The sequence below is a fragment of the Pseudomonas sp. M20 genome, from assembly GCF_045037865.1.
GTDB lineage: Bacteria > Pseudomonadota > Gammaproteobacteria > Pseudomonadales > Pseudomonadaceae > Aquipseudomonas.
Map to the genome: position 1 here is coordinate 2,018,317 of NZ_CP173611.1, position 13,101 is coordinate 2,031,417.

The 13,101-nt window shown below is 58.5% G+C and carries 10 protein-coding genes and 3 pseudogenes; 7 read left to right on the forward strand and 6 right to left on the reverse strand.

Features of this window, described 5'->3' with window-relative positions:
- From mexE to ACI514_RS09165, 3 genes are all read right to left on the reverse strand, one after another.
- Entirely contained in the window at positions 1 to 1,254 is a 1,254-nt protein-coding gene (gene mexE / locus ACI514_RS09155; RefSeq protein ID WP_077573018.1) for a multidrug efflux RND transporter periplasmic adaptor subunit MexE, read from the reverse strand.
- Between the two features lie 272 nt (positions 1,255 to 1,526).
- Positions 1,527 to 3,266, reverse strand: a complete 1,740-nt coding sequence (locus tag ACI514_RS09160; protein ID WP_405123585.1) for a dipeptidase — start codon at positions 3,264 to 3,266, stop codon at positions 1,527 to 1,529.
- Positions 3,267 to 3,508: 242 nt separating this feature from the next.
- Entirely contained in the window at positions 3,509 to 4,024 is a 516-nt protein-coding gene (locus tag ACI514_RS09165; RefSeq protein WP_405123586.1) for a hypothetical protein, read from the reverse strand.
- Positions 4,025 to 4,251: 227 nt separating this feature from the next.
- Between ACI514_RS09165 and gcvA the strand changes: the two genes are divergently transcribed.
- The 3 genes from gcvA (at position 4,252) to ACI514_RS09180 (ending at position 6,849) form a co-directional block, all read left to right on the forward strand.
- A complete protein-coding gene (gene gcvA, locus ACI514_RS09170; RefSeq protein WP_405124205.1) occupies positions 4,252 to 5,163 on the forward strand; it encodes a transcriptional regulator GcvA in 912 nt (303 codons plus the stop codon).
- 67 nt (positions 5,164 to 5,230) lie between these two features.
- Entirely contained in the window at positions 5,231 to 6,058 is an 828-nt protein-coding gene (locus tag ACI514_RS09175; RefSeq protein ID WP_160058038.1) for a DMT family transporter, read from the forward strand.
- A gap of 29 nt (positions 6,059 to 6,087) precedes the next feature.
- Positions 6,088 to 6,849 (forward strand): SDR family oxidoreductase, encoded by a 762-nt coding sequence (locus tag ACI514_RS09180; protein WP_405123587.1) that lies wholly within the window; start codon positions 6,088 to 6,090, stop codon positions 6,847 to 6,849.
- 21 nt (positions 6,850 to 6,870) lie between these two features.
- On the opposite strand, the gene ACI514_RS09185 is transcribed toward ACI514_RS09180, so the two are convergent.
- Positions 6,871 to 7,839: an AraC family transcriptional regulator gene (locus ACI514_RS09185; protein WP_405123588.1), complete on the reverse strand. Its 969-nt coding sequence runs from the start codon at positions 7,837 to 7,839 to the stop codon at positions 6,871 to 6,873.
- Between the two features lie 102 nt (positions 7,840 to 7,941).
- Between ACI514_RS09185 and ACI514_RS09190 the strand changes: the two genes are divergently transcribed.
- From ACI514_RS09190 to ACI514_RS09205, 4 genes and pseudogenes are all read left to right on the forward strand, one after another.
- Positions 7,942 to 9,192 (forward strand): MFS transporter, encoded by a 1,251-nt coding sequence (locus tag ACI514_RS09190; RefSeq protein ID WP_405123589.1) that lies wholly within the window; start codon positions 7,942 to 7,944, stop codon positions 9,190 to 9,192.
- Positions 9,193 to 9,231: 39 nt separating this feature from the next.
- A pseudogene (locus ACI514_RS09195) lies at positions 9,232 to 9,441 on the forward strand (hypothetical protein); the annotation flags it as partial.
- A gap of 324 nt (positions 9,442 to 9,765) precedes the next feature.
- Positions 9,766 to 10,692, forward strand: a pseudogene (locus ACI514_RS09200) (cache domain-containing protein); the annotation flags it as partial.
- Between the two features lie 324 nt (positions 10,693 to 11,016).
- Positions 11,017 to 11,553 (forward strand): annotated as a pseudogene (locus ACI514_RS09205) (methyl-accepting chemotaxis protein); the annotation flags it as partial.
- A gap of 390 nt (positions 11,554 to 11,943) precedes the next feature.
- On the opposite strand, the gene ACI514_RS09210 reads toward ACI514_RS09205, so the two are convergent.
- On the reverse strand, positions 11,944 to 12,597 hold the full coding sequence (locus tag ACI514_RS09210) for a hypothetical protein (RefSeq protein WP_127927330.1): 654 nt from the start codon (positions 12,595 to 12,597) through the stop codon (positions 11,944 to 11,946).
- Between the two features lie 136 nt (positions 12,598 to 12,733).
- Entirely contained in the window at positions 12,734 to 13,081 is a 348-nt protein-coding gene (locus ACI514_RS09215; RefSeq protein ID WP_058426038.1) for a chorismate mutase, read from the reverse strand.
- Between the last annotated feature and the right edge of the window lie 20 nt (positions 13,082 to 13,101).

Consider the following 13,101-nt stretch of genomic DNA (forward strand, 5'->3'; position numbering starts at 1 on the left):
TTAACCGCGTGGGGTCGTAGCAGCCAGCTTCACAACCGAACCGGACGCGCCTTTGGCAGGGGCGACTTTGGGCAGGTTGCTGGCTTCCAGCGCTTGACGTTGTTGAGCGAGTGCCGCGATGGTCTGTTCGCTGGCCATTGGCACCACTTCAGGCGTGACCGGTGAGCCAGGACGAACCCGTTGCAGACCCTTGACGATGATCGTGTCGTCCTTGTTCAGGCCATTACGGACGATGCGCAGGCCTTCGATTTTCGGACCCAGTTCGACGGCGCGGTACGCGGTTTTGTTGTCCGCATCCATGACCAGTACGAACTTCTTGCCGAGGTCGGTACCGACCGCTTCGTCGTTGATCAACATGGCGTTGTAGGTGCCGCTGCCAACCAGCTTCAAGCGTGCGTAGAGGCCCGGGGTGTAGGTGCCGTCGCTGTTGTCGAACACCGCGCGACCACGGATGGTGCCGGTTTTCGGGTTGACCTGGTTGTCGACGAAGTTCATCTGGCCGAGGTGTGGGTTGCCGTCTTCGTTGGACAGGCCCATGTACACCGGAGTGGTGGCACCGCGCTGACCGTTACGAGCGAGTTGGGTGTATTTGAGGAATACACGCTCATCGGCGTCGAAGTAGGCATAAACGCGGTCGGTGGAAACTACGCTGGTCAGCGGCGTAGTGTCGGCGGTCACCAGGTTACCGGCGGTGATCTCGGCACGGCTGACGCGACCACTGATCGGCGCGGTCACGCGGGTGAAGCTGAGGTTCAGTTTGGCCAGATCCAGTTGCGCTTGCAGGGCACCGACGGCGGCGCGGGCTTCTTGTGCAGCGCTGGTGCGCGAGTCGGCCAGTTCGGCGGAAATGGCGTTGCTGGCGCGCAGACGTTCACCGCGACCGGCTTCGTTTTCACTGCGAGTGGCGTTGGCGCGGGATTGGGCTACGAGGGCTTCGAGGCGGCGCACCTCAGCCTGGAACGGACGCGGGTCAATCTGGAACAGCAGGTCGCCTTTCTTGACGAGTGCGCCTTCAGTGAAAGCGACGTCGTCGATCTGGCCGGAGACCCGTGGACGGATTTCAACGGTTTCCGGCGCCTCGAGGCGCCCGGTGAATTCGTCCCACTCGTTGACCGGTTGTTCCAGCACCTTGGCAACGCTGACTTTCGCAGCAGGCATGGTGGCGGCAGTCTCGGGAGTCTTGCCGCAGGCGCTCATCACCAGTACGGCCAACATGGCCAACGGGAAGCGCAAATGTTTGAGTGACTGTTCCATGGATGCATCCGCCAATGTATTGAAGATGGGCGGATGATGCTCGGCGGGGTGTGATGGCACGAATCGAATGAAGCAAAGGTAACTATCATTCGGAATGATATAAGACCCGAACGAGCCCTCTAGCATGCACCTTTCGTTAGGTGGCTATCAATCTCTCTCAGGACAATTCAGTGTTGCCCGACGTGTAAAAGTCAGGAGCGAGGCTGCGCGGCGGGGATTATGCGGGGATTAAAAATGCCGAACCCGCCATGGCGGCGGGTTCGACAATGCGGTCAGAGTTTCGGCAACTGGCCGATGCGTCCGATCATTTCAGTCACGATCTGCAGATCCAGCTGGAATTGCTCCACAGTCTTGAATTCGCCGTCAGTGTGACCGGTGTATTTCACGTTTGGCATGGCCAGACCGAATTGCACGCCATTCGGCAGTTCATGCACCGAGGTAGCGCCGGCGGAGGTGCCGAACTCGTGTTTCATGCCGAGGTTTTCAGTCGATACCGCCAGCAGCGCCTTGACCCACTCACCCTCAGGATTACGGTACATCGGCTCGGCGATCGAATAATCGAAGGTTACGGCTACGTGGCTTTTCTTGTCCCACGCCGCCAGTTTATCGGCGATTTCAGCCTTGAGCTTCTCCGGCGACTTGCCCTTCGGCACGCGCAGGTTGACCGCGAGTTTGAAGGCTTTGTCATCCATGCCGACGTAGGTCAGCGACGTTGTCAGCGGCCCCATGAAGGCATCGGAGAAACCGACATTCAGCTTGTTGCCCAGGTAATCCAGCCCCCAGTTGTCGGCGGCATAACGCGCGGCATCGGTGATGTGGTTGTGCTTGAACGCGACTTTGCCATCAAGGCTATTGATAAAGACCAGCATCCGCGCGACCGGGTTGACCCCGGATTCTGGCTCGGAGGAGTGCGCAGATACGCCAGTCACGGTCAGTTTGACGTCTTTGCCGTCGACCTTGGCGCTGACCTGGAAATCGCCGCCATTGCGCTTGGCAAACTCATCACCGGCCTTTTGCAGACTGGCAGCCAGTTCAGCAGGTTTGTCGGTGATCAGGGTGGCGACCGACGCCGATGGAATCTGGTTGGTCGCCAGGCCACCGGTCATCGAGACGATTTCGGTACCTTTGCCTTCGCCTTTGCGCTTGGCAAAGTTGGCCATGACGGTGCCGTAGCCTTTCTCGGCAATCACCACCGGGTAGCCACCATCCAGCGCGAGGTTGTAGTTCGGTGTCGGATTGCGTTCGAAGTAGTAAGGGATCGCGTCGCCCGTGGTTTCTTCGGTGGTGTCGACCAGCAACTTGAAGTTGCGCACCAGCGGCAGTTTTTCTTCCTTGATGACTTTCATGGCATAGAGCGTAACCACGATGCCGTTCTTGTCATCCTCGGTGCCGCGACCATACATGCGATCGCCGATCAAGGTGATCTTGAACGGGTCGAGGCGGGTGCCATCCTTGAGCACCCAGTTTTCCGGCGTCACCGGCACCACGTCGGCATGCGCATGAATGCCAACCACTTCATCGCCGCTGCCGTCGAGAGAGATCTCGTACACGCGGTTGTCGATGTTGCGGAATTTCAGATTGAACGACTCGGCAAGGCTCTGAATCTTCGCCGCGATCTTGGTGAATTCCGGGTTGTCGTGCTGTTCGACGCCATCCTTGCGAAAGGTCGGGATCTCGACCAGTTCGCGCAGGGTTTCGGTAGCGGCGGCGCTGTATTTCGCTCGCGTGTAGAGACCCAGCAGACGATAGATTTCGTTCTGCTGCTCGGCGCTCAATGCCTTGTTGTCGAGGTAAGCACCAATGGCCGGGTCGATGTCGGCGGTTTTCGCCAGATCGCTTTTCCCCAGATTACCGAGGAATTGGCGGAAATCAGTGGCTTTGTCTGCGCTATAAGTCTTGAGGATTTCAGCGCTCTGCTGCGGAGTGATATTGGCTTGTGCGGGCGCCGTGAACACGGCAAGACCGGCCAGCATCAAGGTGGTGGCAGCCAGTTTTTTGAAAGGGACATTCATTACGAAGGGCATTCCTTTGCAGGGCAGTGAGTTAGGCGTGTCTCAAGGTTGAGACATATACACTTACAAACTAACACCGTGCCAGAGCCTTGCGGGAGTCCTGAAAGGGGATCTGTCGCACAAAAATGCAAAAGAGGCGCAGAAATGAAAAAGCTCGGGGAAGGTTTCCGGGCTTTTTTATGGGGGCTCACCTGACGACCAGCGCTTCTCCAAATCCTTGCGCCAGGTTCAGCAAAGCGCGGCTATCTGAAGATATGTTCAATCATGATCCTGGAGGGGATGAATAACGTATTCGTGTAATAGACCTCATACCCATAGGCGGTTATGCGAACTTTGCACGGGATTGAAGCTTGCGACGTCAGCAACGGTTTGATGGCGTCGTAGTCATTCAAGTCGCGTTGCGTACCATCCGGATTGGTGTAGTAGAAGATCAGGTCGGAGGAAAACTTGTAATTGGGCCTGGCTTGACCGCTTGCGTTCACTCGCCCTTCGGCTTTTACCGCGATTGAATGCTCGGATGAGAACTCCATGTCTCGGTTCAGAGAGCAGATCAGGGTAGGGCTGAGCTGGTTGGAGTTTTCGTAGTCATTGAAAGCGTTCTGCAAATCCACAGTGGAGTTGAAGTGTGCCGTGAACAGATTGGCGGGGCCGAGCTCAAACGATGATAGCGTGAGGTCGGTGGGCGGAATGCTGGCCGTTTTTACGCAGCCGCTGCAGAGTAGAACGCCCAGGTATATGACCGCGCGGAAGCTGTTCATTGGCCGAAAATACCGTTGATTGAGTCAAAAATCAGATCGCAGGCGGACTTCGTCCCTTGCACAGGTTCTATAAACATCCAGTCAGCAGAAGCATGGTGCTTATCAATGGTCTTGTTGATGGTCGGATCTGCCTCGATATTCGAAGTGACGTTTCGAGTGAGTTTGGTTCTATCATGAGCTGGCGTTCATGTAAGCACTTTTCTGATAACTCACTGGATGCTGTCCTAATGAGAGACCTGCCGCCTACCGCGACCTTGCGCGCATTTGAAGCTGCCACCCGGCACTTGACCTTTACGTCGGCCGCACAAGAGCTGCATGTAACTCAAAGCGCGGTCAGTCATCAGCTCAAGCATCTTGAGGCCCTTTGGGGAGTGCAGTTGTTTGAACGTGGCAAGGCGTTACGTCTCACGGCAGCGGGGGCTGCGCTGGCGCCCATCGTACGCGAGTTTTTCATCAGCCTGGAGGCGACTTTGGGGGACTTGCGCGAGCAAAAAGGCAGAGTTCGACTCGGCGTCAGCACCACCTATTCCTTCGCGCTCAAATGGTTGCTGCCGCGCTTGCCGCGTCTCGCTCGTCAGCACCCCGAGCTGCTGGTCTCGCTGGACACCACGGATAAAATCATCCACTTCTCTTACGGCCAGGCTGATGTTGCGATCAGGCTGGGCAAGGGCGATTACCCCGGTCTGCATTCCGAGTTCCTGTTTGGGGAGCAGGTATTTCCGGTGGCCAGCCCCGAACTGTTGCGACGCGTCGGTACGCCGCTGAGCCCCGCAGAACTGTTGCATTTCCCGCTACTCACGCGCGATGGTGCTGAATTGGTGCCAAAATGGGAGGTGTGGTTTCAAGCCGTCGGGCTGGCCTATTTGCCGCTAAAGGAGTGTGTCAGATTTGGCGATACCAACATGACGGTCGAGGCCGCCTTGCTCGGCCAGGGCGTTGCATTGGTGCGCAGCGGGCATGTCGAGAACGAAATCAGCGATGGCCGTTTGGTGCGGTTGTTTGATGTGCCATTCCCATCACCGCTGGCGTACTACTTCGTCTGCCCCAAGGGCATCGAAGCGCAACCGCATATCGCCAGCTTTCGCCAATGGTTGGTCAGTGAGGCGCTGAAGTCCAACGACCGGATGGGTGAGTCATGAGTATACGTTCATGCTGTGATGAGGAAGCTTCGCTTTAGTCCCGTTGCCGCATTGCCTAAAGTGGCGCATGCCTATTCATATCATCTTCCTCGTGCTTTTCGCCGCGCTCCTGCATGCCAGCTGGAATGCGCTGCTGCGTAGCGGCGCCGATCGGCTGTGGTCGATGACAGTGATGTGCATTGCCATCGCCATCACCAGTGTCGTCGCCGCAGCGTTCATGGTGCCCCCCGCGATTGAGAGCTGGGGCTACGCGGTGCTTTCAGGGTTGCTGCATGTCGGCTACAACCTGTTTCTGGTGCGCAGTTACCGGGTCGGCGACCTGGGGCAGATCTATCCGATTTCGCGTGGATCATCGCCGGTGTTGATCACTCTGGGGGCCGCCGTGTTTGCCGGAGAAAGCATCACGCCTGACGTGTTACTCGGTATTGCGCTGGTGTCAGGCGGGATTATGTCGCTGGCTTTCAGAGGGCGCAGTCTGTCGGTTCCCAGCCTGCCTTATGCGCTGGGAACGGGCGGCTTTATCGCGGCCTACAGCGTGGTTGACGGCATCGGCGCCAGGATCTCCGGCTCGCCGCTAGCCTACACGGTGTGGATGTGTGCCCTGTGGGGCGTACTGATGCCAATGGTCTATATCGGCCTGCGCGATACCCGCAGCTTGTTCTCCGTCCGGCCCGGAACAGTGACCGCGCTGGTCGGCGGGCTGGTCTCTTTGCTCGCCTATGCAATGGTCATCTACGCCATGAACGAAGCGCCCCTGGGCGCGGTATCCGCATTGCGCGAAACCAGCGTGCTGTTTGCGGCGTTGATCGGCTATGTGTTTCTCGGCGAGAAGCTCACCGCGCGCCGGATACTGGCATGCGTAGTGATCGCCAGCGGCACTCTCATCATCGGCTGATACAGCCAACGGCTCAGGAGTTAAGTTTCATGGTCAACGTATCGCAGGCACCGCTGATTCTGATTACGGGCGGAAGTCGTGGAGTAGGGGCAGCAACTGCCCGGCTGGCCGCCGCAAGAGGTTATGACGTGGCGATCAGCTACGTTGCCAACGAACCCGCAGCGCTGGCTGTGGCTGCGGATGTGGAAGCATTGGGGCAGCGGGCGTTGGCGGTGCGCGCGGACAGTGCGGATCCGCAACAGGTGGTCGATTTGTTCGCGGCGATCGACCACTCGTTCGGACGCATCGACGTCCTGGTCAATAACGCCGGGATGCTGGCGCCGCAGTCACGCCTGGAGGACCTCGGCTTCGAGCGGATGCAGCGCATCTTTGCGGTCAACGCCATTGGCCCAATTCTCTGTGCCCAACAGGCGGTGAAGCGCATGTCTTACCGCCACAACGGCCTGGGCGGTGTGGTGATCAATGTCTCATCGGCCTCGGCGCGCCTTGGCAGCCCCAACGAGTACGTCGACTATGCGGCGTCAAAGGGCGCGTTGGAGACGTTCACCATTGGCTTTGCGAAGGAGGTCGCACGGGAAGGTATACGCGTCAACTGTATTCGCCCCGGACATATCTATACCGAAATGCATGCCAGTGGCGGTGAGCCGGGGCGGGTCGATCGTGTCAAGGACTCGATCCCGATGGGGCGGGGCGGACAGCCTGAGGAAGTGGCACGCGCAATTCTATGGTTGGCGAGCGCGGAGGCATCATTCGTTACCGGTACATTCCTCGATGTAACGGGAGGTAAATGAGTCGGCGGCAGGGATCATCGACTAGCCGCATTCGGCTTGCCTCACCTTGCGACTCAATCCAGGCGTCTTGCCCGTAATGCGCTTGAATGCACGACTGAAAGCGGCCTGGGAGGTATAGCCCAAACGCTGCGCCACCTCTTCAATCGGTAGCCTTTCGAGGGTCAGCCACTGGCTTGCAAGCCGCATCCGCAGTTCGGTGACATAGCGTAGCGGGGCCATGCCAATCGTAGCCTGAAAGCGGTCCGCGAAGACCGAGCGTGAGGTATTGCAGTGCTCTGCCAACTGCGCAACAGTCCAGTCGCGGCCCGGTTGTTGATGGAGCGCAAGCAGTGCACCGGCCAAGCGGGGATCGCGCAAGGCGGCGACCAGACCAGAGGCATTGCCGCAGGCGCACTCGACCCAGCCGCGAACTACCATGGCCGCCACCACGTCGGCCAGCCGCGCGAGAATACCGGCGAAGCCGACACGAGCGGCGCTGACCTCACGTTCCATGGTGGTCAGGATCGGCACCAGCCCGGGGTAACGCTGGCCGCCGGCATCAATCAGCATCAGTCCCGGCATCAGCCGGCCAAGGCCATGGATACTGCCCAGTTCAAACTCCATACAAGCACTGAACAGAATAGTGCTCGGAGTGGCGCTGGCATCGGTTCCGGTATTCACCGCGCTGACGGTTTCACCCAAGGGCGCACCGTCTAGACGATCGATGTCCTGGACAGGCGCGCCCTGATGAGAAAACAGTTGATGGGCTGCGCCATGGGATATGAACACGGCGTTGCCGGCAGACAGCGCGTAGGTGCTGCCGTCCTCCATTCGCAGTACCGCATTGCCGACGGCCACGAAGTGGAACCAGGCATGCCCAGGTTTTTCCGCGAAGCCCAAACCAAAGGCAGGACCCGCCTGGATACGCCGGTATTCAACACCACGCAGGCGCATGCCGCGCAACAGCTCGTTGATGAGGTCCGAGGAAAGAGCAAACTGATCTGCAGGCATCGTTCAGGTGTTTTGGTCAAAAAGTAGAGACTTTGGATCATAGATCATCCCGATTTCGGCGCCTAGACTTCGGCTCTTAATGAAGATTGGGAGATCCGTGCAATGACTGACTGTGTATGTAACACCGTATCCGACCGCCATTGCGGCGTCGGCGCGGACGTAGAACCTGCAACCCCGGCGTGGATGGCAGTATTTTCGTTGGCAATGGGTGTGTTCGGATTACTGACCGCTGAGTACCTTCCGGCCAGTTTGTTGACGCTGATGGCTACTGACCTGGGAGTGTCCGAAGCGCTGGCTGGCCAGGCGGTAACGGTAACTGCCGTGGTGGCGCTGTTCGCCGGCTTGTTGGTGCCAGGTCTGACCCGTGGTATCGACCGACGCTGGGTGTTGTTGGGTTTTTCGACGTTGATGGTCGCCTCCAATCTGTTGGTCGCCGTTTCCTCCAGCTTCGCGGTGCTGTTGTTGATGCGTATCTTGCTGGGCATTGCCCTTGGCGGGTTCTGGAGCATGGCGGCGGCGGTAGCGATGCGCTTGGTGCCGAGTGCCTTGTTGCCCCGGGCGCTGTCGATCATTTTCAGCGGCATCGCCATCGGCACGGTAGTGGCAGTGCCGCTGGGCAGCTATCTGGGCGGGCTGTATGGCTGGCGCAGCGCGTTCTTCGCAGCGGCGGCGGTAGGCATGGTGACCCTGGCTTTCCAGTCGTTCACTCTCCCGCGTCTTGCGCCGCGCCGGCCGGCACGCCTGCGCACTGTGCTCGAGGTGTTGCAGCGCCCAGGCATCGCCATGGGCATGTTCGGTTGTGTGCTGGTGCACAGCGGGCACTTCGCGATGTTTACCTATGTTCGGCCATTCCTTGAAGGGACTACCGGCATCGGCGCGCAAGGGCTGTCCCTGATGCTGCTGGGGTTCGGTGTGGCGAACTTCGTCGGCACGCTGTTGGCCGGCCGGCTGCTGGAGCGCCACCCGCTGGCCACTCTGGTGCTGATGCCCGCGCTGGTCGGCGTTGCAGCACTGGCGTTGGTGCTGTTGCCGGCCTCGGTGCCGGGACAGGCGCTACTGCTGGCGGTCTGGGGCATGGCCTTTGGTGGTGTGCCGGTGGCGTGGTCGAACTGGGTCGCCAGCGCGGTACCTGATCAGGCGGAAAGCGCCGGAGGCATGGTAGTGGCCTCTGTGCAGTCAGCCATCGCCACTGGCGCCGCCGCTGGCGGTGCAATGTTCAGCCTCAGTGGCAGCGCAGGCGTATTCGTAGCGGCAGCCGTGCTGATGCTGCTGGCCGCGTTGCTGATTGCCCTGCGTGTCCGGGTCACTTCTGCTCATGGCGTTCGCCAGTCCAAGCCCGCGCTGCACCTTTGATCCGGTTTGCCAAACCGCCTAAATCCGTCCGTAACCAGGGACGCAGCCGTGCTATCGAGCTGCAAGCGGGGCGAACCGATCCTGTTCTGCTACTGAACTCCCACGCCGCTAATGGGCCAATTGGATTGGGTCTAACTGGCGCAGAAGCCGGATCCCGAAATCTGGCAGGGTTGGGTCAGTGAAGCAGCGGCCAGGAAAATCGATGCGACGTTATGGAAGGTTTTCAATGGCAGGGAAGCCTTTCTTTAATCGCAGATAGATTGCCCTGAGTTTGCCGATGTTCGCCGTTCTAAAGTGCGCTGCGTCGCGGTCGATAACTCAGAGTACGCATGGGCTCTATCTCCTCATAACAACACATGCGACGTTCACTTCTAGCGTTTCCCCTTGCCAAAACTATAAATATCCGCAGGTGAAGTCATGAATATCAAGCAGAAGCTGACCTGGGCGTTCGCAGCTATCGCGTGCGTCCCGGTCATCTTGGTCGCCGTTTTGGTAGTGCTGAATTTGCGAGAGGGGGCCCTGGCCAATTTTCTCGACAGCAGCGGTCGTGAGATCCGCCAGATCGACAATGGGATGAAGCAGTTTTTCGACGGCATAAGCCAAAACGTCGACTATGTAGCCAAGGACCCGCGCGTTGTCGCGGCCAAAGACCTCAAGAGCTACGCGGGTGCCGAAGCCGCGCAAATTCCACTTACTCAGGCCAACAAAGAGCTGCTGGCGATATTTGACCAGTTCGCCAAAAGTCATCCGAGTACTGCTTACCTGTCCCTGGGTCTGAGCGACGGCGGCTACGCCAGTTGGCCGGACGACACCAAGCTGAACAACTACGATCCGCGCGTCCGTCCCTGGTATAAAGCGGCCATCGCCACGCCAGGCGCCACTGTGCGCACGGGGGCCTACTATTGGGCGCCGGACGATGTGACGCTGATCGGCACTGTGCGTACTGTCGCCGACGCCGCCGGGAATATCCTGGGAGTGGTTGGTCTGGACGTGTCGCTCAAGCAACTCACCGAGCTGGTGCGCAACATCAAGCTGGGCGATAGCGGCTACCTGATGCTGGTGGAAGACAACGGTAACGTGCTGGTAGACGCCAGCGACGCGAAGCACAACTTCAAACCTCTGGCCGACCTGGGGCCCAACTACGCCGAACTAGCCAAAGGAGGCGACGGCGTGACCCAAATCGAGATTGATGGCGTGGCGTACATGGCCAACGTGGTCAGCTCCAAAGGCCTGGGCTGGCGCTTTATCGGCCTGATCAAGCGTGATGAAGTGATGGCCGACGTCACCCGCCTGACCTGGTTGATCGCCGCCATTGCCGCGGCATTGGCGTTGGTGTTCGCGATAGTAGGCGCCAGCTTTGCCAGCGTCATCGTGCGTCCGATTCGCGGCGTGGCCGACGGCCTGCAAGAAATCGCCGAAGGAGAAGGCGACCTGACGCGCCAACTCCAGGTGCAGGGCAAGGACGAAACCGCCAGCCTGGCGGGCTGGTTCAACCAGTTCCTGGGCATGATCGCACAATTGGTGCAGCGCATCGGCAACGCCTCATCTGACCTGCAGACCGCCGCCGCCGAGACTAGCGACGTGGCCAACAATATGAACCAGGCTGCAGGTCGCCAGCGTGAGGCCGTGGAGTTGGTGAGCACCGCATTCAACGAAATGGTCGCTACTGCCAACGAAGTTGCACGTTCGTGCAGTGCTGCCGCGACGAGTGCCGACGAAGGCTACCGCGACGTACATGACGGCCAGCAGCACATCGGCGAAGCCACCGGCAGCGTGCTCAAGCTCAGCGAAGACCTGCAGAAGTCGACCCAGACCATGCAGTTGCTGGAGCAGGACAGCCAGAACATCAACACCATTCTCGACACCATCCGCTCGATTGCCGAGCAGACCAACTTGCTGGCGCTCAACGCGGCGATTGAAGCGGCGCGCGCCGGTGACCAAGGCCGAGGTTTCGCCGTAGTCGCCGACGAAGTCCGCGCCCTGGCTCGCAGGACAGCCGACTCCACCGGCGAGATCGACAGCTTGCTGGGCAATCTCGCCCGCCGCACTCAGGAGGTAACGCAGCAGATGCAAGGCAGCCTGCAAGTGTCCCACGCCAGCGTGGAACGCATTCAGCAGGCGCGTGACAGCTTCGACAAGATCCGTGGCTCGGTGGACTCGATCCGCGACCAGAATACCCAGATCGCCACAGCCGCTGAGGAGCAGCACCAAGTGGCCGAAGAGATCAATCGCCACATCGCGCAGATCCATGCCGATGCCCAACTGGTCGAAGGCTTTGCTCAGTCGTCACAGGCTGGCTCGGGTCGATTGATAGACATTTCCGGTCAGCTCAAAGGCCTGGTGGGTCGTTTCAAATATTAGTATCCCGACCCGAATGAAAACGGTGAGCGCTCACCGTTTTCATTCGGCCGACATACGCAGTTTTATTGCTTCCACTGTTCCGCTGAAAGCCTCAGGCCGGTCTATCGAATAGCGGAGAATACCCCTAGAGACTATCCGGATCCCCAAAAAACATTTTGACTAGGCTCTAGGAAGGCGTTTTCAGGTCGATAATGCTGTTATTTGCCCCCCCTTTTGCCCCCAATCGCATTGAGTGTGCGAGTGATCTTGAATGGTGACCTGCGACTGACTCCAGTATGGCAGTACCTGGTATTCGGTGCACGCAAGCTAAAGCGGCGCTCCCGAGCAACGCAATCAGCGTGAGCGAGGATCTTTATTTGATCCGAAACACACTGGTTTTATGCTTGCCTCTCATTCAGCCCTGATTGTTTCGTGAAATATTTCTGCATAAAGCCGAGCGACGGTCGGTGTGAGGTTGTGTACTGAAGGAATCAGAAAATTTGAGTTGGGGGCGAGTCGTTTTGCGTAGATTACTTCGTAAACCCTGCGAACGATTCCTGGCTCTGTTTCCTCTTGGTCGAAGCCAGGCATTATTCCTACGGCTTTGTAACCCGCATGCTCCAGTGCTTGTTGCATATACGGAGCGCTGGTTGTCGCCATACCATAGATCAAGCCCGCTCCCATGAACCTTCCCATTTTTTCTCCGAGGTCTTGGGCAGCTACGGCCAGTTTGGTTTGTCTATGATGTTTGGCTACCGCGCCCACTCGCCCGAAGATGACATCAGCGCCGTCAATTTTTTCCCACGTTGCTATCGCGACGATTTCATGATTTCGGCGGACCACTATAGCGAACATCGCCCGCTCCAGATCGTCTTCGAGCACCACGTTGTCTTCATAAAATTGCTGGTTCAGAAAAGGGCTCCCTAACCCCACCGTAATGGAGGGAAACCACGTCTGGAAAAAAATTATCGCTACATCGATCTCCTCGCGTTTCAGGTAATCCCATGTGTAGCCAGAGGGTAAAACAGTGAAACTGCGAATCTGATCGATCATTGGCCATTTCATGCGGTTCTGCTCGTCTTGATAGTCTAATTGCCTTTCAGGAATCGGTCGGAGAAAGGGGCTTATTCAGTCGCTTCTCTATCGAGTTGTCTGCGATCTATCAGCAATTCCCGGGCGTCTAGTGAGGGGAGGCGGCGGGTTAGACGGCGGTGTTTTCAGGTTTGAGGACAGCGCCCTCGCAGAGTCCTGGGTTATGCCTGGCCGCAAATTGTCTGTGGCGGTCGACCACTTCACCGATGACAAACTGCATCAGCTTCTGGACGAAGGCCGTATCGAGGTTGGCCTCCTGGGCGAGGGCTGTCAGACGTTCGTATTGATGCTGCTCTCTCTTCTTGTCCACCGCTGGCAATTGATGTCGGGCTTTAAGCAAGCCGACCTCATCAGTACAGCGGAACCGTTCAGCAAGCATGTGGATGAGCGCGGCGTCGATATTGTCGATGGTTTGTCTGAATGCCGAGAGTTGACGCGTGATGTCGGAATTGTCCATGGATAACCTCGTGGCAGTTG

Bases quoted from the DNA above. Each gene is read 5' to 3' on its own strand.
- mexE (WP_077573018.1), bottom strand. From the start codon at position 1,254: ATGGAACAGTCACTCAAACATTTGCGCTTCCCGTTGGCCATGTTGGCC.
- ACI514_RS09160 (WP_405123585.1), bottom strand. From the start codon at position 3,266: ATGAATGTCCCTTTCAAAAAACTGGCTGCCACCACCTTGATGCTGGCC.
- ACI514_RS09165 (WP_405123586.1), bottom strand. From the start codon at position 4,024: ATGAACAGCTTCCGCGCGGTCATATACCTGGGCGTTCTACTCTGCAGC.
- gcvA (WP_405124205.1), top strand. From the start codon at position 4,252: ATGAGAGACCTGCCGCCTACCGCGACCTTGCGCGCATTTGAAGCTGCC.
- ACI514_RS09175 (WP_160058038.1), top strand. From the start codon at position 5,231: ATGCCTATTCATATCATCTTCCTCGTGCTTTTCGCCGCGCTCCTGCAT.
- ACI514_RS09180 (WP_405123587.1), top strand. From the start codon at position 6,088: ATGGTCAACGTATCGCAGGCACCGCTGATTCTGATTACGGGCGGAAGT.
- ACI514_RS09185 (WP_405123588.1), bottom strand. From the start codon at position 7,839: ATGCCTGCAGATCAGTTTGCTCTTTCCTCGGACCTCATCAACGAGCTG.
- ACI514_RS09190 (WP_405123589.1), top strand. From the start codon at position 7,942: ATGACTGACTGTGTATGTAACACCGTATCCGACCGCCATTGCGGCGTC.
- ACI514_RS09210 (WP_127927330.1), bottom strand. From the start codon at position 12,597: ATGAAATGGCCAATGATCGATCAGATTCGCAGTTTCACTGTTTTACCC.
- ACI514_RS09215 (WP_058426038.1), bottom strand. From the start codon at position 13,081: ATGGACAATTCCGACATCACGCGTCAACTCTCGGCATTCAGACAAACC.